The following is a 22934-nucleotide window of genomic DNA, read 5'->3' as shown; positions in this document are numbered from 1 at the left end:
TGATTACGGCTTCCCAAGATAAAGATAGAACGCATAGTGGCCAGCGGCGGCCCGCCCATAGGCAAAGTATAGTGGCCCTACGGGCGTGTCCAGAGCCACGAACAGTGATCCGGACTTGAGAAGGCCGGTCGGGCTCCCCGGAACAAGAGGCGCCCCCATCCTGCCGGCTTCGAGCGAGACACCTCCATAGATGCCTTCGAGCAGCGATTGCCTTGCCAGTTTGTAGTAGTACACGGCCCGTGCAAATTCGAGGTTGCCGCCCATCAGCGCGCCCGTGCTGTAGCCGGATTGCTGCAGGAGCCCGCCCCACTGGAACAGGTCGTAGCGGGGCAACGGATTGCCGCCGACATTGCTGCCAGCCTTGAATGCGAAATTCAGACTGTGCGGACCCTGCGACCAGACGTATGATCCATCGACTTCAGCCTTGACGTAGTTCTGATCCGCGCCGAGACCCCGGTCTGAGGCGAATACGTGCAAGGCTGCGGCATAGCCGGCGCGCGGGAAGCTCGCGCTGTCCAATTGGTCGACGAGAACCCGGGCTTCAAGCGCGCCCCGGCTGACGTGATCCCGTCCAGGCGACAACACAGGAGGACCAGTATTCAGCGAGGCATTCTCGCTACCCATGACTACGCCAATTCTGGCCTCGCCGTACTTCGTGAACTGGCGCCCCATGTCGAATGCCACATCGAAGCGCCGCAGGTCATAGCTGGCAATCCGGTTCGTGTCCTGAAATACGTTGACTCTGCGGCGCTCCAGCTCGACCCTGGGCGCTACAAAGATCGACTGCCGTGAATTCACGGGCTGATAGAACTCGCTGATAAGCCGAGCGGTCTGCCCGCCTTGAATATCCGTACGCCATTCTGCGCCAAGAGAATTGATCCAGGTGCGACGATGGCTTGCCACGACGCTGAAGTAGGAGTCGCCGCGAAAGTCCGTACTCAGGCCGACACCAAAGCGAAGGTAATCGGGGCCGTAAGACTTCTCGATGGCGTCAACGGCCAGTATCCGCTTGCCTGATTCTTCAAGGATGCGATAGTTGACCTGCTCGAAATCTCCATTGCCGAACAGGCGGCGCATGTCTTCGTCAAGTTGAAACTCGCGGATCGGTTCACCTGGCTTTGTTTTCATGGTGGCCGTCACGAATGCCGGATTGACACGTCCTGGTGAAGCCAGGCGGATCTCGTCGACCGGTCGCTGGTCCGGCAAGCCGATCTCGCACTGGCGCTGTCGCAAAGCTGCGTACACATCGGGTGACAGGCTGAGGCGCGCCAGCTTTTCCTTCTGCTTCCAGACCCCCGCCTCGCCATATGGGATAGCCTTGGATAGATGATCGAAGTCGGTTGCCGGAAAATCGCCCAGCTCCGGCTCGATCAGTATGTCTGCGGCTTGCAGAAGTGCCAGCGACTTGCGAATGTTCTGGGCCGTCATGATACTCAGCATCTGGCCGGCCACGCTGATCACCGATCCCAGTTGCTCACGCGGCATCAGTGGCGTCCCCAGATTGACGGCAATGATGACGTCGGCGCCCATCGCACGTGCCGCGTCTACCGGAAGGCCGTCGGTCAGTCCTCCGTCCACAAGCAGGCGATCCTCGTACTCGAGCGGCGCCACGATGCCGGGATCAGACATGCTCGCGCGCACGACATGCGCGAGTTCGCCTTGGCTGAATACCACCGCGCTGCCAGCCGCCAGATCTGTTGCCACGGCTCGGTACTGGATAGGCAGTGCATTGAAATCGCGATAGCCGGGCGCGCGCACAATCGTTCGCAGGACCCGCTCCATCTGAACGCCGGCGACTATCCCCGCGGCAAAACCAGGCTGCCGTCCTTCAGCCCAATTTCCGAGCTGACAAGGTTGGTGCGGTCTTCCAGCTTGCGCCGGATGGCAAGGTCTCTGCGCGGGGGACGATCTTTGAACAACTCACTGGTCGACAGCTCGCCGGCCAAAGTTTCCATTTCGCCGGTGGAGACGCCCGTTGCATAAGCAGCGCCGACCACCGCGCCCATGCTAGCACCCGCAATACAGTCAACCGGCACGCGTAATGCCTCGAGTGCCTTCAACACACCGATGTGGGCCGCACCCCGGGCACCGCCCGGACAGGACAAGACAGATGCGAGGTCGGCCGGGCGAACGGGAGATGTCCGCCGGCTGTGCATTCGCTGAGCGGGGCAGCGGAATCATGCCAAGCAAGGCGACCAGCACAATGCCCGCCCTGGACACACGTTCGCTATGACGCCATGTATGCATAGGTGGAGGGCGAAGCCAGAAAAAGGGCGGCTTGGCGGACTGTGTCGTCATGACAGCGGCTTTACGATGTCAAGCTCTTGCACGAAATGCCTTCTTGCATGCTGTTGCTTTCATCCCTCCTTTCCTTGCGCATCGTTATCAACCTTCGGCCACGGTTCGTCGAGCCTTGCTGCGTTCTGACAATATCGACAACAACTCGCGAGCGTGGTGGACTAAGAAATTTTTGGCGCACGTTACCTGTACAGGAAACCTCGCACTATCGGCGGACCTACACTACACTGGAAGACGCTCCGCTATCGCGAACTCCTTCTGATAGGACATACAAACGTCTCGGTTGATTGGGGTGTTCATGGCAATGTGAGCAGGTCCGCGCCGCGAAATAACAGGCACTTAACAAAGTACAGTTTGGGGATCCCCTTGTCATCCTCCAACAAGCTAACGACCTGGACAATTCTGGCTCCCCTGGCCGGCTGGGTGATCCTGATCGCGGGGATGCTTTCCGCTCAGGGATGGCTGCAGTGGTTGGCCGCGATTGCCTTGGCCGGCTCGGTTTTCGCAGCCGTTCACCATGCAGAGATGGTTGCCCACAGGGTGGGCGAGCCGTTTGGCACGCTGGTGCTGGCCGTAGCGATTACCGTCATTGAGGTGGCGCTGATTGTTTCAATGATGGTGTCGGCTGGACCAGAGAAGGCAGCACTGGCACGCGACACGGTGTTCGCCGCAGTCATGCTGGTGTGCAATGGCATTGTGGGCGTGTGCCTGTTTATGGGCGCGCTGCGACACCGCGAGCAGGTCTTTCAGGCGCCCGGCGCAAACGTTGCTCTGGCGGTGCTGGCCGCACTTGCCGTGCTGACCATGGTGCTGCCGAATTACACCACCGCCACGCCGGGACCTGAATTTTCCCGGTCGCAACTGGCATTCGCCGGCGTGAGTTCACTGGTGTTGTACTGCTGCTTCATCTTTGTGCAGACAATACGTCACAGGGATTACTTCCTGATCAAAGACAGCTCGGATGAAAGCGAGCACGCCCCGCCGCCAACCGCTGGTGTTGCACTGATCAGTGCAGTGATGCTGATCGTTTGCCTCGTGGCAGTGGTAGGGCTTGCCAAGCAGTTGTCGCCGACCGTGGAGACTGGGGTGGCGCTGATGGGTGCGCCAGAGGCTACGGTCGGCATCGTGATCGCATTGCTGGTACTCCTGCCAGAGGGACTGGCTGCCGTGCGCGCGGCAACGGCCAATCGTCTTCAGACCAGCCTGAATCTGGCGCTCGGCTCCGTTCTGGCCTGCATCGGCCTCACCATACCCAGTGTCGCGGCAGTATCGGCGGTCATCGATCGCCCGCTGGCGCTCGGACTTGAGCCGAAGGAAACCGTGCTGCTGGCACTGACATTGGTTGTCAGCACGCTCACGCTGGGCATGGGTCGGACGAATATCCTGCAAGGTGTTGTGCACCTGATCGTGCTGGCGGCTTACCTCTTCCTGGCGTTCGCACCCTGAGGCGTAGCCACGGCGCGGTCGAGCCGTGATCGGATGTTCCGGGAAGACCCGCAGGCTACGCCTTCGGCGGTGCGGGGGTTGTGCCCGTATCCGCTCTCTCCTCCCGCACGAAAACAGCAAGGTACAGCGTGGGCAGAAACACCAACGTCAGCATCGTGGCGACCAGCAGACCGCCCATGATGGAAAAGGCCATGGGCCCCCAGAACACCGTCGGCGCGATGGGAATCAGTCCAAGTACGGTCGAAATGGCGGTCAGCATCAGCGGCCGCAGCCGGGAGCGGCTGGCCTGGAGTACGGCATCCCGCACTCCCAGGCCTTCCTGGCGATCAGTTTCGATCTGCACCACCAGGATCACTGCATTCTTTGCGATCATGCCCAACAGTGACAGTATCCCGAGGATCGCCACGAATCCGAGCGGGCGGCCGGAAACCAGCAGCGCGAGCACCACGCCAACAATGCCAAGGGGCAGAAGAACCAGGACGATTGCCAGCCGCCGGAAGCTGCGCAATGCGACCATCAGCACGGTCAGCATCAACAACAACATTAACGGTAGGACCGCAAACACGGACGCGCTGGACTTTGTGCTTTCTTCCGCGATTCCCCCAAGCTCAACCTTATAGGCCTTTGGCAAGCGTTCTGCGATTGCCGTGATCTTCGGGCCTACGGCCGCTACTACTGTGTCCGGCAGCACACCATGGCGAATATCGGCCCGCACAGTGAGCGTGAGGACACGATTCCTGCGCCAGACCAGCGGATACTCTTGTTCGAACTCGAACGTGGCGAACTGACCCAACGGCACCGTACGTCCACCAGGAATCGGCACGCGCAAGTCGCGCAACGCAGATATCGTCGCGCGCTCGGGCTCTGTGGCGCGCGCCACCACGTTGATGAGATAGATATCGTCGCGGACCTGCGTGACTTGTGTTCCCGTGACGGTCGCATGGAGCACGCTGGCCAGCGTCGCCGAACTGACGCCAAGACGCCCCGCCTGGTCCTGGTCGACCCTGACGCGCAACTGTCGCGCCGGCTCCAGCCAATCGTAGTTGAGGTGCCGCACGTTGGGGTCTGAAGCGATGACCTGTGCCACATTCTGGGCGATCTTGACCAGTTCGTCCTTGTCGGGCCCGCTCACACGCCATTGCAGCGGCCAGCCAACCGGTGGCCCGAGTTCCAGGGGGGACACTCTGGCCACCACCTCGGGGAACTGTTCCGCCAGCATTGCCTCTAGCCGTCCCTGAACTCTGGTGCGGGCATCGACGCCCTTCGTGATGATCACAAACTGAGCAAAGAACGGATTCGGCAATTGCACATTGAGCGGGAGGTAAAAGCGCAGTGCACCGCGTCCGACATAGGTACTCCAGTGGTCGATGTCGGGGTCACTCGCGAGGACCCGCTCCATTGATCGGGCCACTTCGTCGCTGGCCAGGATCGAAGCATTCTGCCGAAGGGTCAGGTCCACCATGAGGTCCGGCCGATCAGAGGCTGGAAAAAACTGGTTCGGCACAAACCGCATGAGGAGGATTGCAGCAATAAATACGGCGGCGGTCAGGCCGAAGACAAGTCCTCGAGCGCGCAGTGCCGCCACGAGGAGCGTTGTGAAGCCCCGCGAAAAGCGTCCCGGCTCCGGCGCTTCGCGCGAGGACTGTGCAGGCGCCTTGAGGGTTGCGATGCCGATAAGAGGCGCGAAGATGACAGCAACAAGCCACGACGAGATCAACGCGATCGTGACGACCGCAAAGATAGAAAAGGTGTATTCGCTTGCCGAACTTTTGGCAAAGCCGATCGGCACGAAACCGGCGATCGTGATGAGCGTGCCAGCCAGCATCGGGGCTGCCAGGGTGCGATAGGCAAAGGTGGCTGCCTGCTCCATCGTGTCGCCGATGGCAAGCCGGCGAATCATCGCGTCTACGGTGGTCATCGCGTCATCCACCAGCAGGGTCAGGGCGATGATCAGGGCACCCAAGGAAATCCGTTGCAGATCAATCCCCGTGATCTGCATCACTGCAAAGACGATCGCCAGCGTGAGTGGAATGGCGCAGGCAACCACGGCGCCGGGACGAACGCCAAGGCTAAGAAAGCTAACGACGAGGATGATCAGAATGGCTTGCCAGAGCGAATCGATGAAGTCCCCGATGGCAGTGTCGACGGTTTCTGCCTGGTCGGCGATCAGGGTCGGTTCGATGCCGTGGGGAAGATTTGCGCGGATAGCAGCCATCTCTCGCCGTATGTTGTTGCCTAGCGCCAGGATGTCCCCACCGTCCCGCATGGCGATGGCAAGCCCGATTGCCGGTTTGCCGTTGACTCTGAACAACGGCTGCGGAGGGTCATCGTAGGCGCGACGGACCTGAGCAATATCACCGAGGCGGATATTGCGGCCTCCAACGACAAAGTTGACAGCACGGATGTCGCGTTCGTTGTCAAATGCCCCCGAGACCCGCAGGAACACACGCTCCCTGCCGGCTTGCAGCACGCCGGCGGGGCGGACGACGTTCTGCGCCTGAAGGGCAGCAATCAGGGCACTGTAGTCAAGGCCAAGTCCGGCAAGGCGCTCTGTGGAAAATTCGATATAGATCTGCTCATCCTGAGCACCCAGCACTTCGATCTTGGAGACGTCGCGTACGTTGAGCAATTGCGACCGAGCAACTTCGACGTAATCACGCAGTTCCCGCTGCGAGAATCCTTCCGCTGTAAAACCGAAGATAATTCCATAGGTGTCGCCGAAGTCGTCGTTGAAGGCCGGTCCCATTACGCCTGCCGGCAACGTGCCGCGGATGTCGCCAATGTTCTTGCGCACCTGATACCAAAGATCGGCAATCTTGGACGGTGGTGTCGCCCCTTCGAGGTCGACGAAGATCGTCGTGGCGCCCGCCGTTGTGTAGCTCCTGAGCTTGTCGAGATGCGGCGTCTCCTGAAGCTTGCGCTCGATGCGCTCCGTCACCTGCAACAAGGTTTCCTCGACCGTCGCCCCCGGCCATGCCGCAGTCACGACCATGGTGCGAATGGTGAATGCAGGATCTTCGGCACGGCCGAGGCTACGGAATGCGTAGATTCCGGCGGCCACCGAAACAATCATCAGGAAGACAACCAGCGAACGGTTTCGAATCGACCATTCCGAAAGGTTCGGGCCGATCATTGCCGGGCCTCGAGAAGGCGCACCTGCTGTCCAGGCCGCAGTGCCTGAACCCCTGCTGTCACGACCACATCGCCAGGCTTGACGCCGGTAGCAAGAATCCAGTCCGGGGCGAACTCCTTCACCTCCACCGTCTGCATCGCCACCGTAGACGTCTTTGGGTCCACTACCCATACGGCAGCCTTCCGATCCGTGCGAACCAGTGCAGACGCCGGAATGACGAAGCCCTCCCCCGCACTTCGATTCATCCGGGCCGTGACAGTACTGCCCAGGCGCATGGCGCCCGGCGGGTCCACGAGGCGCAAGTGCACCCGAAACGTACCGGTCACCGGATCCGCTCGCGGAGAAATCTCTCGCACGCGGGCGGTCGCCTGGACCTTGGGGTCAATGGTCAGGGAGACCGTGAATTCAGAGTCCGGCGGCATGCTGTCCTTAAGCATGGCCGAGAAGTCGAATACTGCATCGCGCCCGCTGTCCGTGGCTAGCTCGACGATCTTCTGTCCGGCCCTGACTACCTCGCCTGGCTCGGCGTCGACTGCCGTCACGACGCCGGGCGCATCAGCCACGAGGCGCGTGTAGCTTAGGCGATTGCGGGCAAGATCGACCTGGGATCGCGCTGCGTCCATGGCCGAATCCGCTGTCTTCATCAGCGCCTCGGCCTGTTCGTATTGCAAGCGCGACACGGCATTCTTGGCGACGAGATCGCGCATGCGCGCGTAAGCTCCCCTGGCCTCGACTTGCTGGGCAGTCGCGCCGGCCAGTTGCGCCTGGGCCTGCTGCAGCGAACTTTGCTCGTTAAGGGAATCCAGCCTCGCGACCAACTGGCCCCGACGAATCTTGTCTCCCACGCTTACGCCGCGTTCGATCATTCGACCGTCGATCCGGAATGACATGCGGACCTCGCTGCGGGCCTGCACCGTCCCCGTAATCGCGACCGTCTCTGGAGCGGATTGCCTGTCAACCGTAATGACTCGGACGGGGCGGACCTCCGGGACTGTCGGTACTTTTTCACCTTTGCACGCTGTCAAAAGTGACAGTGTTGCTATTGCGAGCAATATGCCGGCGGTCGAAGCGCAGCGTCGCATTTTCCTTGCGAGACCTGGTTGCACTTTTCACCTCCAGCATCCTGAAAAGGACTGTGAGTTGACTCGCGGCCCGCACAGGATGCCCACACGCGCATCCGCCTTTTTGCGCGTTACGCAGCTAGTTGGGCACTTTGCGGGAAAGCCAGCGTCCGTCGCTTTGCTTGCAGAACCAGCCTGTCCAGTTCCCGCTTTTTTGGGCACGTTGCAATCGGATGTTGAGCTGTCGGCAGGACTGCCCCTGATCGGTCGTTGACTTAATAGGCGTAAGTTTCCCCTTGATCTCCGTACGGGAGCCGGTTGCAGGGTAGCTCCATGGCACCGCCGTGCGGTCCGCCCCGTCATCCAGAACCCCATTGACGGCCCGCAAGAGTTCGTCCTTTTCGGTCTTGTTCATGCTTCCGATCACGGTGCCACTCAGGGGATGCTCGAAGTAGGCATCAACGGGTGTGGTCACACCACTCAAGGTTGCACAGAGAGCAAGCGCTGTCAGCAAATTTCTTGAGGTCATATCTGGATCCTTTGCCAACAGTCCTGTGAACGTGGGCTTTCCGTCCACGATCGGCTGTCGGGTCCGCTTTGCCATATGAGCATAGGCCACAAATCCCTGAAAGTACTGCGCTCAGCGCTTGCCACCCACGAGGGAATCAACGTACCCAAACGCGTCGAACTCACCAGTGCGCAGGGAAATGATTCGCCACTAATGTGCTTTGTCGCGTACCAGGTTGGCAGGACGCCACGACAATGGCTAGGATCTGGAACCGCTGAGACATCCACGCCGCCGCCACATGCGAGCGGCAGGCTGAGAGTCTGCGTTTGATCCGTATCGACGCCCTTCGTGGTGTCACAGTCATGTTCAGTGCGTCGCACGCCCGGAATCGCCACCGCGCTGCGCAACTTGCGCGATCCGTCTCCTTAAGCCCTCTAGCTCTTCCCACAAGGCACATGCCAGCCGGTTTTGTTCAAGTGCGATGGCGCGCAAGCTATCGGGATCCGTAGGAAGATCTGAGGCGACCAAGGCGCCAGGTCTGGCGCCTTGGTCGCCGATCACAGTGCTGTGCAATCCGGATAACGGCTCGGCGTCCCTATTCCTGGATACTGGCGAGTCGCCGCCTTTGCTCCGCCATTTCGAGACGCTACACCCGAAGCGGCGCCCGAACCAACGGGAAAACGCGCTCAACGATGAGAACCCCACAAGCGTCGCGACTTCCGACAGAGACCGATTACTACTGGCAAGGTATCCCTTGACCAGATCCTCTCGTACGTCATCAACAATGGACAGATAGGTCTCGCCTTGGTGTGCAAGGCGGCTAGATATGGTCCTGCGACAAACGCCCAGATGCTGCGCCACGCGATCCAGTGAACAGGTGCCTGACGGAAGTTGCATGATGACTAGCTTCCGTACCTGGTCAGAAATCGTGGCATTGGACTGAGCGAGCAGCGTATCGAGATGCCGGCGCACTTGCTGCGCCATGACCGGGTCGTAAGCCGGGATGCCAACCTCGATATCGGACGCCCGGCAAACCAGGCCGTCGAAATCCTGCTTGAACTGAACAGAAGCGCCGAACACCTTCTCGTACATGGCAACGCTTGAGGGGGCGGCATGTGTGAAGCAAACGGCTCTGGGCCGCCAGGCGGTGCCGAGAATAGTCGTCAGCGTCCGATGCAGCACCCCAAGCACCAACTGCATCGCCTGCCGAACGGTGCCAGCAAAGCCATCCAGCACGTCCTCTCGGATGATGACAGCGCCTTCCGTCTCCTCAATCCGCATGTGAAGCGCCTCGTTTTGCAACCGCAGGTAGCGGCCCGCGGAGTCGAGCGCTTTGCGCAGCGTGGGCTGCTCCTGCATCACAAAGGCAAGAGGCCCAAGGTTGGAGAGCTCACGGGTCTGCGCCATGCGCAGGCCAAAGTCCTCGATGCCCGCTGCCTCGGCGGATGCTTCCAGAAGGTGGGCAACGGCCTCGGCGGGGATCATCACATCGGAGGTCAGTACAGACGAATCAATCCTGGCATCCCTCAGGAGCCGATAGGGATCGATATCGACGGATCTTGCCACCTTGAGGTAATCGGTCAGGGCAGAACTGCGAACGAGATAGGCCATATGGTTTTCCCTTGCTGCCTAATTTGTAAATAAAAACGCCTGGAAGGTCAAATCGATCCGTCGACGGTCTCCGATACTTGGACCCAAGGCGCCATGACGCGGCGCCGGTTCAAAACTGTCAGGAGACAAACGATGAGCGACAAGGCCGTACCTACCCCAATCTGCGACCAACTGCGCAAGACGGGCAACTGGAATGCGGCATGGGATCCGATCGCGGAACTGGATCCCGTCTGGACGGAAAAATTCATGGCAATGGGCGCGCACACGATGACGTCGGGCGTCCTGGAGCCGAAGGTGCTCGAGTTCCTCGCGATTGCGGTGGACGCGTCATGCACCCACATGTACGCACCGGGCACGCGGCGTCACATCCGCAGGGCGCTTGAACTCGGGGCCACTCGGGAAGAGATCGCCGCCGTGCTGCAGGCGGTCAGTGTTCTGGGGATTCACTCCAGCAGCCTGGGTGCTCCGATTCTCCTCGAAGAGCTGGCCGCGCTGGAACGGGAACAGCCCGTCGCCGAGCGGGCCGCAGCCTGATCAACCTTCCCCAATCACTTAATCAAGGACTTTACCCATGCAATTCCTCGACGACTCCCTGCTGCCCGAGAACCAGGAAAAACTCGTGATCCAGGTAGCGCCGTATGGTCCGCAATGGATCCCCGGCGACTCGGACGATATCCCGGTCACCATGGACGAGCAGGTCCAGAAGGCGGTGGACTGCTACAACGCCGGCGCCACCGTGCTGCACGTCCATGTGCGCGAGGCGGACGGCAAGGGCAGCAAACGGCTGTCGAAATTCAATGAATTGCTCGCTCTCCTGCGCGAGGCCGTTCCCAAGATGGTATTGCAGGTCGGTGGTTCGATCTCATTCGCACCCGAAGATGAGGGCCAAGCCGCCAAGTGGCTGAATGACGACACGCGTCATATGTTGGCTGAACTGGACCCCCGTCCGGACCAGGTGACGGTGGCAATCAATACCAGCCAGATGAATGTGATGGAGTTGATGACCGAAGCGGACATCGCCGGCACCTCGCTCCTGAATCCCGCGCTGCAGGCGGCCTATCGCGACATGATCTCGCCGTCCAACCCCTCATGGCACGTCGAGCACCTCAAGCGGCTGGTCGAAAACGGCATTCAACCGCAGTTCATGCTAGGCAACGTGACGCAACTGGAAACACTCGAGCGCCTGATCCGCAAGGGCCTCTACACCGGACCACTGAATCTGAACTACGTGGCGATCGGTGGCGGTGCGGCCGGGTTGCATCCGGCCGACATGCTCGAGTTCGCGCGTCGTACCCCGGATGGCGCTGTCCTCACCATCGAAACCCTGAACCGCAATGTGGTGCCGATGAACACGATGGCAATCGCGCTTGGCCTGCATGTGCGTGTCGGCATCGAAGACACGCTGTTCGGCCCTGACGGCAAGCGCGCGACCTCGGTCCAGCAGATCGAGCAAATGGTACGCATTGCCCGCGAACTGAACCGCGACATTGCTACCGGAGAGGATGCGCGCCGCATCTACCAAATCGGTACCCAGTGGAAATCCGCGGAAGAGACGCTGAACGCCTTGGGCATGGTCCCCAACCGTGCGCCGGCGCAGCGCGGTGTTCCCTTGCGCAAGGCGGCCTGACACGTGTGTCCCCGGACGGCGCGCGGCAGCGTACCGCATGCCGTCCGCCTGTGACGACAGTTCCTAGAAGTGGAGACATCCAATGCTGTGGAAGAAAAGCCCTTCAGCCGTTCTGGCGACCCTGTTGACCATCCACCTGCTTGCGCACATCGATCGCAACATGTTGCTGGGATTCTCGCCCCAGATCATCAAGGACCTGGCGATCAACAACGCGCAATATGGCTTCCTGGTCGGCGCGGTGTGGGTGCTGAGCTTCGGTGGCATGGCGATGATCATGGGAACGCTTGCGGATCGCTTCAGCCGTACGCGGATCATCGCGGCCGGCGTGCTGATCTGGAGCGGCTGCACCTGGGCTTCCGGGCATGCACAGAGCTTCGAGCAAATGGCCATTGCACGCTTCTTCGTTGCTAGCGGCGAAGCGGCGCTCGTGCCAGCCGCGGTGAGCCTGCTTGCCGAGCTTTTCCCGGAGAAGCGGCGTGGCACGGCGATGGGCCTGTTCTTCATGGGCATTCCTCTCGGTATCGGTTGCAGCTTCTTGCTGGCCGGCACGCTTGGTGCCACCCACGGCTGGCGCGACACCTTTTACATTCTGGGCATGATCGGCGTCGCCATCGCCGTACCGCTGGCATGGCTCAAGGAAGATCGTGGAGAGGCCACGCCGCAGGAACGTGGCGCCCCTGCCATGCAACAAGTCCGGGCTGTCCTTGAACTGATCAGGGGCCACCGCGCGCTGCGATTCACCATTGTTGGCTTCGTGCTGATTCACATCGCGTTCGCAAGCCTCTCTTTCATGCAACTGTGGCTAGTGAATGAGCGCGGCATGGAAGCCAACGGCATTGCCACGCGCATCGGTGCGCTGCAACTGTTGTTCGGCACACTCGGCGCGGTGGCAGGCGGCGTACTCAGTGACCGCGTGGCCCATCGGATCCGTGGTGGACACGCAAGTTTTATCGCGTTGCTCGTCGTATTGTGCGCGCCGCTCGTTGTTGCCTATCGTCTTGCGCCCGCCGGCTCTGCTCTGTTCTATGTCGGCATGTGCGTTGCGTTCTTTCTGCCGCTGGCCGTTTATGGGCCTGCCAACGCGGCCATTGCGAGCATGACGCCGCAGAATATGCGCTCAACGATCTCCGGCTTCACGATGCTGTGCATCAATGTCTTCGCGCTTGCAATTGGCACCGTGGTCGTTGGTGCGGCGACGGACTATCTCATCGCCAATGGGGTGACTGTGCCGTTGACAAGGGTGCTGCTGACCACCGACGCGCTGGCCATTTCTTCTGCACTGTTCTTCGCACTGGCTGCACGCATGTCGTGCAAGCAGCCGCCCATCGACATGCCCTCCCTGCAAACGGCGAAGTAAGGAATCATGATGCAACACCAAAGACAACATCTAGCGGGTCGCGTGGCCCTGGTCACCGGCGCCGGTCGGGGTATGGGCGGCGCGATCGCGCTCGACCTCGCGCGGGCAGGCGCGGACCTGGTCATCTGCGACATCGACATGCCCGCACTCGAGCAGACGCACGCGCAAGTCGAGGCCGCCGGTGCACGGTGCCTGTCGCTGCGCTGCGACGTGTCCTCGAGTATTGAAGTCGACAACATGTTCGCCGCTATCGTCGAGCGATTCGGCACATTGCACATCCTGGTCAATAACGCCGCGCTGGTGCCCAACCGGCCGGTTGACACCGAGCGTCGCAACAAGCACTACGCCTATGTCACGTCCCCAGTACCGCGGCAATCGCTCGGCTTCACCAGTGCGATGAGTGACCAGGAATGGCATCGCTATTGGGACGTCAATGTGCACGGCCTTTTCTACTGCACCCGCGAAGCACTCAAGCTGATGGAGCCGCAGCGGGATGGCAGGATCATCAACATAGCGTCGATTGCCGGCATTTCTGCAATGAGCGCGCACAGCCCCCATTACAGCGCCACCAAGGGGGCTGTCATCGGCTTCACCAAGTCGGTCGCCGCCGAAGTGGCGGGTGCCAACATCTTTGTCAATGCGATGGCGCCTGGCGGAGTGGCAACACCGGATTTGACCGCCTACATCGAAAGCATAGGCGATGAGAAGCGGAATCAACTCTGGCAAGCCTGTCCTGCGGGTCGTCTAGGCACGATGCAGGAATACGCATCGACAGTGACCTACCTGGCCGGCGACCACTACCTGGTCGGCCAGGTGATCAGCCCAAATGGTGGTGTCGTGATCTGACGACGCGCACCCGATGCCGCGGCCAGCGACATTGAAACACGACCCGCGGATAAGTCGTCAGGGCCAGATTACGCCGGAATTGCATTGAGTTTCGAGCGTGGCCCGAACACTTGCGCAGGCCAGGATCGGTCAGCAGCGCGGTTTCAACATTCAAGTATACGGAAGACGAGTTGACCTATGAACGGTTTGATGATGCGCAAGCAGTTGTTGATTTCCTCACTGATCATGCATGCCGATCGGCACCACGGCGACACCGAGATCGTGTCGCGCCGGGTTGAGGGCGACCTCCACCGCTACACGTTCCGCGACTGCCACCGTCGCGCTCGGCAATTGGCCAATGCGCTGACCAGCCTGGGGGTCAAGGCCTCCGACCGCATCGGTACGCTGGCATGGAACGGCTATCGTCATATGGAGTTGTACTACGGCGTCTCTGGCATGGGTGCGGTGATGCATACCATCAACCCTCGCCTGCACGAGGACCAGGTCGTCTATATCGCCGATCATGCCGAAGACCAGTACATCTTCTTCGACCTGACCTTCCTGCCGCTGGTCCAGGCCATCGCAAAACGCTGCAAGACCGTCAAGGCCTTTGTGGCGATGACGGATCGCGCGCATATGCCAGAGGATTGCGGCATTGCGAACCTGCTGTGCTATGAAGACCTGCTCGAGCGGAGTTCGGCTGCCTATACCTGGCCGGACTTCGACGAGGACATCGCCAGCACGCTGTGCTACACGTCGGGCACGACCGGCAATCCGAAGGGTGTCCTGTATACCCATCGCTCCACGTTGCTGCATACCTTTGCCGCAGCGCTTCCCGATGCATTGAACTGCTCGTCACGGGACGTGATTCTGCCGGTGGTGCCGATGTTCCATGTCAATGCCTGGGGCATTCCGTATATCGCGTGCATGGTTGGCGCCAAGCTGGTGTTTCCCGGTCCCGCGCTGGACGGGAAATCGCTTTATGACTTGTTCGAGGCCGAACAGGTCACACTATCCGCTGGTGTGCCAACGGTCTGGCAAGGTCTGCTGAGCCACGTCGAACAGAACGGACGCGAGTTTTCGACCATGAGGCGCACTGTCATTGGCGGCGCGGCCTGCCCGCCGACCATGCTGAACAAGTTTCAGGAGGACTATGGGATCCAGGTGCTGCATGCATGGGGGATGACCGAGCTGAGTCCGCTTGGTACGGTCTGCGCATTAAAGGCCAAGCAGTTGGCTATGCCCCCAGAAGCCCGCCAGGCAGTACAGTCCAAACAGGGGCGCGCAGTGTTTGGCGTCGACATGAAGATCGTCGGCCAGGACGGCGCCGAATTGCCTTGGGACGGCGAGACTTCCGGAGACCTGTTGGTGCGCGGGCCATGGGTGGTCCGCAATTACTTCAGGAATGAAGACCGCAACCCGCTGCAGCTCGATGGCGAAGCGCGTGGCTGGTTCCCGACCGGAGATGTTGCCACCATCGATGCCGATGGCTTCATGCAAATTACCGATCGCAGCAAGGACGTGATCAAGTCAGGAGGCGAATGGATAGGTTCGATTGAACTGGAGAACATCGCCATGGCCCATCCGGAAGTAACGCAGGCGGCGTGCATCGCGGCGAAGCATGCCAAATGGGATGAGCGCCCCCTGCTGATCGTTGTCAAGAAACCAGAAGCTGAGCTGACGAGTGCGCAGTTGCGCGCATTCTATGATGGCAAAGTCGCAAGATGGTGGATCCCGGACGACGTAGTCTTCGTCGATGCCGTCCCGTTGGGCGCCACGGGCAAGATCTTGAAAAACCGCTTGAGAGAGCAGTTCGGTGATCACCTGCTTGGCCAACGTCAGCATTGAGCGAAATCGGACATGGCTGGCTTCCGCCAAGCGGTCACGAGTCTGGACAAAGGTCAGCATCCGATCTGCAAAAATCCCGATGCATCTGAGGCGCCTGTTTGATTTCATCGTTCATTACTGATGCAGAGCGGGCGTGATCATTTCTTGTTGGAATAGCGTCTTGGGGGTGACCCGCTCTGTCTCGGCGAGGGAAGTTTTGTTCTAGTAGTGTCCGGCGGTGGGCCGCTATGAACTGGAGCAATCTTGTTGAGCACGTAATGTCCCTGTATTGAGGAGCATACCTTGGCCTACCTGTTGCGTAGCGCGAGCCTTGCCATTTACGTCGAGGTTGCTCGATCCGTTGGGTTGAATCCCCATCAGCAGCTCAGCGACGCGCGGCTTGGCGCCCATGCTCTACTTAATGCGGAAGTCATGCTTCCCGCGGAAGCAGTGAGCAATCTACTCGAAGCCTCCGCGCGCGCGTCAGGGTATGTCGATTTTGGGTTGCGGATGGCGGATTCCCGCCAGCAATCAAAGTTGGGCCCATTGGCCCTTGCACTGAGAGAGGTGCCCACTTTACGTAAGGCGATCGGTCGGTTGGCACGATACTCCAGATTGCACAATGAAGCCCTACGTGGGGGTACCTTCGCCAGCATCCCGGCGGGGAACGACGGCTCTGAACTTGGAAGCGGTCGTTGCGATCAGGCGGGCTCGAAGGGCCGTTCAGGGTCGGACAGCGACCTCGCGCCTCCCGGATTTAAGGAACCAACCCATCAACCGCACGGATCCTGCCTGACCCGATGCACGGCAATCCCCTCTATCGGATCCAGCGGCTCGCGCCAAGGGGCACGCTCCAGCGCGCATCGCGTGTCCTAGTACCCGGCCATCCAGCGACGCTCGATTCCGCAAGTGGAGAAGTCGATATCGCGGAGAATGTCGTTGCCGTCGAGTTGCGGCGCATCCAGCTCTACCACGTGCATGGTCGTCCCACATCCCCAGCCGAGCAATTCCTGCACGGCAGCCTGCTCGAGTTCGCTTTCCGGAAGGTGCTTGCCCAGTTCGCGGATGACGTGCCGCAGGCGGTGGATCTGCCGTTGGCGCTCCAGATGGGACTCCGCCCGGCTGGAATACTGGAAATCCCGCAGCCGGCTCATTACCTGCCAGATGGAATCGAGCTCCGGGCCGCTAACGGGCCAAAGCTGCACGGCGAAGATCAGCGAGCTGCGGCGCGGGCGGTCATCGAGAATCGCTTCCAGCGGAGTGTTGGAATAGATGCCGCCGTCCCAGTATGGCTCGCCCTCGACCTGTACGGAAGGGAACCCAGGAGGGAACGCCGCCGAGGCCATCACGTGATCGACGATCAGCGGCGCGGCGCGGTTTGTGAAGTAGCGCATGCGGCCGCTGCGGACACTGACCGTGCCGACCGTCAGCCTTGTCTGTCTGGCGTTCACGTAGTCGAAGTCAACCAGTGCGGCCAGGGTCGCGCGCAGCGGCGAAGTGGAGTAAAACGCCGCCCTGGCGAGGCCGACAGTGGCGCCTACGCCCGGCCACCAGGCATCGGGCTTGGCGTGAAGAACGACGGAATGCCCTAAGTTGTGATTTTCACCACCGGCAGCCAGTCTTCGAATTGGCGAAAGCTGCTGCTCCCCTGAGCGGCGCCGCGACACGCAACGCTATCCCAGAACTGCTTGAGCCGGGGAAGCCGCTCCTCTGGCGGATTGCCAGCGATGATGGCCACGTTGATCGCCCCGATCGAGGTGCCGATCACCCACTCCGGCTCGAGACCCGCCTCATGCAGGGCCTGATAGACACCCACCTGGTACGCGCCATGCGCGCCACCACCTTGCAGTACCAGCACGACCTGGCCCCGTAGCTCCGCGATCGGCGCTTCAGCTTGCGCGGGGCTGGCGCCTGGTGTCTTCTCGTCCAACGCTGTCCCCCTTTCGTGGCACACAAGCGCCATTTGTGGCCAGTATCGCCCTGGCGCGTCAGGGCTGGGAATCCGGGGCCGATAATCGCCACTTCGACCGCACCACAGCGTGCTTCTCACCAGAGTGGCGTTTCAAATACCGGAGCCCTTGCCCTTGATGACACAGCCGATGGCGCAGGCAAGCTCTCCGGATCTACACAGAAGCCGGCGGCGCCGCGACGATCGGCGATGACTATGCTAGATGGAAGCGGCGAGCCGGACGGCCAGCCCCGTGTTCCCATCCCATTACAAGGAGACAACCATGAACCAGCGCTTGAGTGAAGAAGGCATGGATCTGGTCTTTCGCGAGGCACGCACGCACAACGCATGGCTGAACCAGCCCGTGAGCGACGAGACCCTGCGACAGCTCTATGACTTGATGAAATGGGGCCCAACCAGCGCCAACTGCTCTCCCGCGCGCATTCTGTTCCTGCGTACCCCTGAGGCCAAACAGCGCCTGTTGCCCGCGTTGGCGCCGGGCAATGTGGAGAAGACCATGGCCGCGCCGGTCACCGCCATCATCGCGTATGACATCAAGTTCTATGAACTTCTGCCCAAGCTGTTTCCGCATGCGGACGCACGCTCATGGTTCACTGACACACCGGAACTCGCACTCACCACCGCGAGGCGGAACAGCTCCCTGCAGGGCGCGTACTTCATAATTGCCGCACGTTCGCTGGGGCTCGACTGCGGGCCGATGTCCGGCTTCGATAATGCCAAGGTCGATCACGAATTCTTTCCCTCGGACCCGAAGGAGAATGCCTTTCAGCTCGAATATTTCCCGGACAGCCACGTGAAATCGAACTTCCTGTGCAATCTGGGCTATGGCGACCCAGCCAAGCTGTTTCCGCGCAGCCCTCGCCTGGAATTCGACGAGGCATGCAAATTGCTTTGAAGGAGGTTATATCGTACGCTTGGCGCGCGCGAACGCACGACCGCGGTTGAGTCGGTTCACCAAGCATCAACGCCCTTGGTCGGTTGATGCGCCGGGCACGGGTTGACCTATGCTCTTCCCGGCCATAACGGGTCACTGATCCAGCAAAACCTTTCGGCGTTGGAGAACGTCGGCTTTCGCCCACCCATCTGACGTTCGAAGTCGCGTCCATTCATGGTCCAGAAACCGAGCTGGACTCCGGCGGACCACACACGCCTGCTTGAGTTCTTGATCGCCCACCTTGGCGCAGATAACGTCCGCCAGCCACTAAAAGAAACCAACCACCGACTTAGAATTCCCGGACCAATTCTTCGGCTTGCGCCCAGGCGCCAAAACCATCGGCCGGCGAGAGATGTCCGACTTCGCCGCCATCGACGAAGCGGCTGCCCCAGGCCTGCGCCAGACCACGAACTCTCTCGAAGCCTCCAATAGGGTCATTGCGGCTGGCAACCACGATACTCGGAAATGGCAGGGGCTCTCGGGGTACCGGCGTCCAGCCGTTGTTGGCGAGCGTCTGCGGATCCGAGTAGCCAGCAGGCAGAGGTGTATCGAAATCGGCGGGTGCCGCAAGCAGGGCACCCTGGACTTTACGCGTTACCTGACCAGCCCAATGGACAGTAATCAGACAGCCAACACTATGCGCCACCAGAACGATGGGGCTGTCAATGCCACTCACGACGCGCTCCAGGTTGGCCACCCTGGCGCTGCGCAGCCGCTGATCCTGATAGATTTGCGGCACGATATACACCGCCCTGCCCTGTTCGCGCAGGCGCTCGGCCAGCAATGTCTGCCAGTGGTCCGGCATATGGTCACGAAGGCCCGGGACAATCACGACTGCAGGCAATGTTGCAGAATTCATTGGGTTCAGGCTCCTTTATTAAGATTTAGTGCTTGAGAATTTCCTGCAGGCCGAGACCAGCCTCCCGGCGGTTTCGTGCAAGACAAGCAGGTGCTTAAAAGATATGGCGGATGCCGATCGCGGCGCCAAACATGGAGGACTGCCCGTTGGCTAGCGCATATGAATTTCCCAACGCCAGGCTCGAAGGGAACCCGCTCGCTGCAGAATCAAGGGTCAGGCCAGCGTTCTTGCTATAGGCCGTGGTCAGATAGACGTCCGTGCGCTTCGACAGTGAATAGTCGACAATCAGCGCGATCTGCCAGGGATTGGAGATGCTGGTGCTGCCACCGAGGTTCTTGATGTTCTGATAGTCATACTCGAGCGTGAAATCGAGTGCCGGCGACAGCCGATATTGCCCGCCGACCCAATAAAAATCGTCACGGACCACCAGCCGGCCAGTCTGGTCCTTGTTCTGCCCCCAGCGATAGCCGCCCATCACCTTCGCGGAATCATTGAAGGCGTAGCTGGCCATCACGGCAGCCTTCTTGAATGTTCCGGTACCAGTGCCCATCGTCGGGTTCCACTGGTCATAAGCAAGGCCAAGGCCGACCGGCCCGGCAAGATAGCTCAGGCCCGCACCATAGGCCGTGTCACGTCGGAACTGGCCCGGCACTTCGCCGCTCCCGCCTGCTCCCGGGACCGTGGCATTGGTCTGAGGAAGGGTCGTGCCCACGCCAAATGACCAATTGGCCTGTGCCGTAAAGGACCCGAACTTTCCCGTGTACTTCACCACGTTGTCCTCGCGGAAATTCGCGCCGGCAATGACGGCCGCCGGCTCGTACTGCGTGGCAAATCGTGCCGGCACAAAATTGGCCAGCGTCGAAAACAGTGATTGATATTGCCGGCCAAAGGTGATCTGGCCAATCTGCGTATCGATGCCTGCGAATGCTTGGCGACCAAACATGCGACCACCCTGCTGCTGCGTGCCTGTATCGACGTTAAAGCCGCTCTCCAGCGCGAAGACTGACTTCAACCCGCCCCCCAGATCCTCAGTTCCGCGCAGACCCCAACGCGATCCGGAGTAGCCGCCCGAGTTTTCGCGAAATACCTTCTGAGGCCTGCCGGAATTAAATCCGTTGCTGGCCTGTGGCACTACGCCGACATGGTTGACGTATTCGACATTAACGTCGGCAACACCGTACACCGTTACGGTGGATTGTGCCGTTGCCGCCCCGCAAACGAAAACGGCAGCAAGAAAAAGTACCCTCTGCTTCATCAGTTCCCTTCCTCCATGGTTTTGGTCTATTTCTTCTACTTCTTTGCCAAGTATCTGGTCGAGACGGCTGTCCCCGCTTGCCGATCTGGGACATTTGTTTGCCAAATTGGGACATAGGCATGGCCGACTGGCACGCTGGCTGGGAGGCTCGATAAGATGGCAGGGTCATGCGAGGATCGTGTGGCCACACTGGAACCGCCTTATGCATAACGTCGGACGACTTGCTCGTAGCGCGAGCCTCACTGGCTACATCGAATTGATGGAGTCGCTCGGATACGACCCTGGAACATTTCTGCGCAAGGCTGGGCTATCGCGACGGATGCTGAAGGAGTCCACGACGCAAATTCCCAGCCATTCCCTGCGCGAACTGCTGGAGGTGACGGCAAGCGCCACGGGTCTGGAAGACATTGCGCTGCGGATTGCGGCAAGGCGCACGTTTTCCAGCCTGGGTCCAATCAGTGTGGTGTTGAAGGAAGAGCCTTCGCCGCGGCTGGCACTGGATGCCCTGTGCCGTTACCTGAAACTGATCAGCCCCTCGCTGATCATGCGGATCGAGGAGACAGCGCAAACGGTGATCATCCGGGAGGATCTGCTGCCCACGCCGGGTCAACCGACTCGACAGGCAATGGAGCTGACTGTCGCCATGATGTTCCGCATCCTGGGCGAACTGATCGGATCCCATTGGCGCCCGCAGCAGGTTTGCTTCACCCACCGGCCGCCGGCCGACCTGTCAGCCCACCGCGCATTCTTTGGCCGCAATCCAAAGTTCGGCCAGCCGTTCAATGGCATCGTGTGCGGGGCGGCCGACCTCGACCGGCCGCGCACCCCGGACAATTCGGGCGCAACGCAACTGGCGCGGGACTACCTTGACGCTGCGCTGATGCGGCGCGGCGAAGGCATCCGCGACTCGTGCCGGGACCTCATCATGGCGCTGCTCCCCGGGGGCCGCTGCACCGCGCAGCAGGTGGCGCGGCACCTGCGTATCGATCGCCGCACGCTGCATCGCCATCTCATCGCCGAAGACCTGACCTTTACCGCCCTGCTCAACGAGGTGCGGACAGACCTGGTGAAGCGACACCTGGAAGAGAGCGACCTGCTGATCGGCGAGATCTCGGGCCTGTTGGGATTCGCCAACCAAAGCAGTTTCAGCCACTGGTTCCGCGCGACCTTCGGCTGCAGCGTTACACAATGGCGCAGCCAGGCGGCGGAGCGCCGCCCGGCTGCCACCCTCAGTCAGCAATAAGCACCAGCTTGCCCATATGCTGGCTGCGCTGGATGTAGGCGTAGGCTTCGCCGATGTCATCCATCCGGAAGGTCCGATCGATCGGGAGGCGCAGCTTGCCTTCACGGAAGTACGGCAAGAGATCACGCGCGCACGCCTGGATGCAGGCGACCCGTTCCGCCTCGCTGCGCGTGCGGAATGTGGCACCGATGAGCTTCAGGCGGTTCAGCCACAACAGGTTGATGTCGATCTCCGCCGTGGCGGCCCCGCCCAGGCGGGCAAGGTTCACCAGGCGTCCCTTTACCGCGAGGCTCCTGATATGGTCGGGGAACGCCGTGCCGCCGATGGTATCCATGATGACGTCAACGCCACGCCCGTCGGTGGCCGCCATGATCGATTCGACCTGCGGGTCAACGGACGAATTGATACCGACATCGACGCCATGACCGGCCAGCCGCTGGAGCTTCCCGGCCGAGCGCGACGACGCGATCACCGGCCGGGCGCCCATCGCCGACGCGATCATGATGGCAGCCATGCCGACACCACCGGAAGCGCCATTGATAAAGACCGACTCGCCCGGCTTCAGCTCAACGTTGCTCACCAGGGCGTCATGGGCAGTGATGAATACATTGGGGAACGCCGCCGCATCGACCCAGGATACATCCTCAGGAACCGGCATCAGCGCCAGGGGCGCCGCGACCGCATATTGCGCATGGCAGCCACGGCCATGGCCCATGACACGGTCGCCTTCGCGCCAGCCGCTGACCTGGTCGCCAACGCTGGCGACTTCGCCCGCGAACTCCACGCCAGCGGTCATCGGGCTCCCGGTCCGATGCTCCCGCATGTACTTGATCTCGCCGAAGTTGATGCCGGATGCACGCACCCGCACCAGCACCTCGTCGGGCCCCGGTTTTGGCACCGGAATGTCGTCTACCTCAAGCCGACCGCCGTCGGCGCCGGGTAGTACCCTGACTGCCTTCATCTTGCCTCCTGTTGCTCTCT

15 protein-coding genes and 3 pseudogenes are annotated in these 22934 nt (G+C 60.9%); 9 read left to right on the top strand and 9 right to left on the bottom strand.

The window, feature by feature from the left end:
• Positions 1–3 precede the first annotated feature (3 nt).
• A pseudogene (locus VSR71_RS25140) lies at positions 4–2181 on the bottom strand (patatin-like phospholipase family protein).
• A gap of 483 nt (positions 2182–2664) precedes the next feature.
• Here VSR71_RS25140 and VSR71_RS25135 point away from each other — a divergent pair.
• Positions 2665–3744 (top strand): calcium:proton antiporter, encoded by a 1080-nt coding sequence (locus VSR71_RS25135; RefSeq protein WP_428979459.1) that lies wholly within the window; start codon positions 2665–2667, stop codon positions 3742–3744.
• Positions 3745–3799: 55 nt separating this feature from the next.
• On the opposite strand, the gene VSR71_RS25130 is transcribed toward VSR71_RS25135, so the two are convergent.
• From VSR71_RS25130 to VSR71_RS25115, 4 genes are all read right to left on the bottom strand, one after another.
• Complete coding sequence (locus VSR71_RS25130) at positions 3800–6877, bottom strand: efflux RND transporter permease subunit (RefSeq protein ID WP_342916492.1); 3078 nt, start codon at positions 6875–6877, stop codon at positions 3800–3802.
• Positions 6874–7959: an efflux RND transporter periplasmic adaptor subunit gene (locus VSR71_RS25125; RefSeq protein ID WP_342916581.1), complete on the bottom strand. Its 1086-nt coding sequence runs from the start codon at positions 7957–7959 to the stop codon at positions 6874–6876. Before VSR71_RS25125 ends, VSR71_RS25130 begins: the two co-directional genes overlap by 4 nt.
• A gap of 118 nt (positions 7960–8077) precedes the next feature.
• On the bottom strand, positions 8078–8467 hold the full coding sequence (locus VSR71_RS25120) for an RT0821/Lpp0805 family surface protein (protein WP_342916491.1): 390 nt from the start codon (positions 8465–8467) through the stop codon (positions 8078–8080).
• A 345-nt stretch (positions 8468–8812) separates the two neighbouring features.
• Positions 8813–10057, bottom strand: a complete 1245-nt coding sequence (locus VSR71_RS25115; RefSeq protein ID WP_342916490.1) for an AraC family transcriptional regulator — start codon at positions 10055–10057, stop codon at positions 8813–8815.
• A gap of 132 nt (positions 10058–10189) precedes the next feature.
• On the opposite strand from VSR71_RS25115, the gene VSR71_RS25110 reads away from it, so the two are divergent.
• The 6 genes and pseudogenes from VSR71_RS25110 to VSR71_RS25085 form a co-directional block, all read left to right on the top strand.
• Positions 10190–10591: a carboxymuconolactone decarboxylase family protein gene (locus VSR71_RS25110; RefSeq protein WP_342916489.1), complete on the top strand. Its 402-nt coding sequence runs from the start codon at positions 10190–10192 to the stop codon at positions 10589–10591.
• Between the two features lie 37 nt (positions 10592–10628).
• Positions 10629–11684, top strand: coding sequence for a 3-keto-5-aminohexanoate cleavage protein (locus tag VSR71_RS25105; protein WP_115688987.1), 1056 nt, complete (start codon positions 10629–10631; stop codon positions 11682–11684).
• Between the two features lie 82 nt (positions 11685–11766).
• Positions 11767–13041, top strand: a complete 1275-nt coding sequence (locus VSR71_RS25100; RefSeq protein WP_342916488.1) for an MFS transporter — start codon at positions 11767–11769, stop codon at positions 13039–13041.
• Between the two features lie 6 nt (positions 13042–13047).
• Positions 13048–13887, top strand: coding sequence for an SDR family NAD(P)-dependent oxidoreductase (locus tag VSR71_RS25095; protein WP_342916487.1), 840 nt, complete (start codon positions 13048–13050; stop codon positions 13885–13887).
• A gap of 177 nt (positions 13888–14064) precedes the next feature.
• Complete coding sequence (locus VSR71_RS25090; protein WP_342916486.1) at positions 14065–15714, top strand: 3-(methylthio)propionyl-CoA ligase; 1650 nt, start codon at positions 14065–14067, stop codon at positions 15712–15714.
• Between the two features lie 282 nt (positions 15715–15996).
• Positions 15997–16317 (top strand): annotated as a pseudogene (locus VSR71_RS25085) (AraC family transcriptional regulator ligand-binding domain-containing protein); the annotation flags it as partial.
• 149 nt (positions 16318–16466) lie between these two features.
• Here the strand turns inward: VSR71_RS25085 and VSR71_RS25080 are convergent.
• A pseudogene (locus VSR71_RS25080) lies at positions 16467–17656 on the bottom strand (patatin-like phospholipase family protein).
• Positions 17657–17924: 268 nt separating this feature from the next.
• Here VSR71_RS25080 and VSR71_RS25075 point away from each other — a divergent pair.
• On the top strand, positions 17925–18557 hold the full coding sequence (locus VSR71_RS25075) for a malonic semialdehyde reductase (RefSeq protein ID WP_342916485.1): 633 nt from the start codon (positions 17925–17927) through the stop codon (positions 18555–18557).
• A 328-nt stretch (positions 18558–18885) separates the two neighbouring features.
• On the opposite strand, the gene VSR71_RS25070 is transcribed toward VSR71_RS25075, so the two are convergent.
• Both VSR71_RS25070 and VSR71_RS25065 read right to left on the bottom strand, forming a co-directional pair.
• Positions 18886–19455: an RBBP9/YdeN family alpha/beta hydrolase gene (locus VSR71_RS25070; RefSeq protein ID WP_342916484.1), complete on the bottom strand. Its 570-nt coding sequence runs from the start codon at positions 19453–19455 to the stop codon at positions 18886–18888.
• 94 nt (positions 19456–19549) lie between these two features.
• On the bottom strand, positions 19550–20710 hold the full coding sequence (locus VSR71_RS25065; protein ID WP_342916483.1) for a porin: 1161 nt from the start codon (positions 20708–20710) through the stop codon (positions 19550–19552).
• Between the two features lie 202 nt (positions 20711–20912).
• Here VSR71_RS25065 and VSR71_RS25060 point away from each other — a divergent pair, with 202 nt between their 5' ends.
• Complete coding sequence (locus tag VSR71_RS25060) at positions 20913–21953, top strand: AraC family transcriptional regulator (RefSeq protein ID WP_342916482.1); 1041 nt, start codon at positions 20913–20915, stop codon at positions 21951–21953.
• Here the strand turns inward: VSR71_RS25060 and VSR71_RS25055 are convergent.
• The gene (locus VSR71_RS25055) at positions 21940–22914 is read right to left on the bottom strand and encodes a quinone oxidoreductase family protein (protein ID WP_342916481.1); all 975 of its coding nucleotides are present in this window, start codon (positions 22912–22914) and stop codon (positions 21940–21942) included. The two genes, VSR71_RS25060 and VSR71_RS25055, sit on opposite strands and share 14 nt — an antisense overlap.
• Positions 22915–22934 lie beyond the last annotated feature (20 nt).

The sequence above is a fragment of the Cupriavidus oxalaticus genome (genome assembly GCF_038900635.1).
GTDB lineage: Bacteria > Pseudomonadota > Gammaproteobacteria > Burkholderiales > Burkholderiaceae > Cupriavidus > Cupriavidus oxalaticus_B.
The sequence above is the reverse complement of the archived record's forward strand: the minus strand, read 5'-3'. Positions and strand labels throughout refer to the sequence as shown.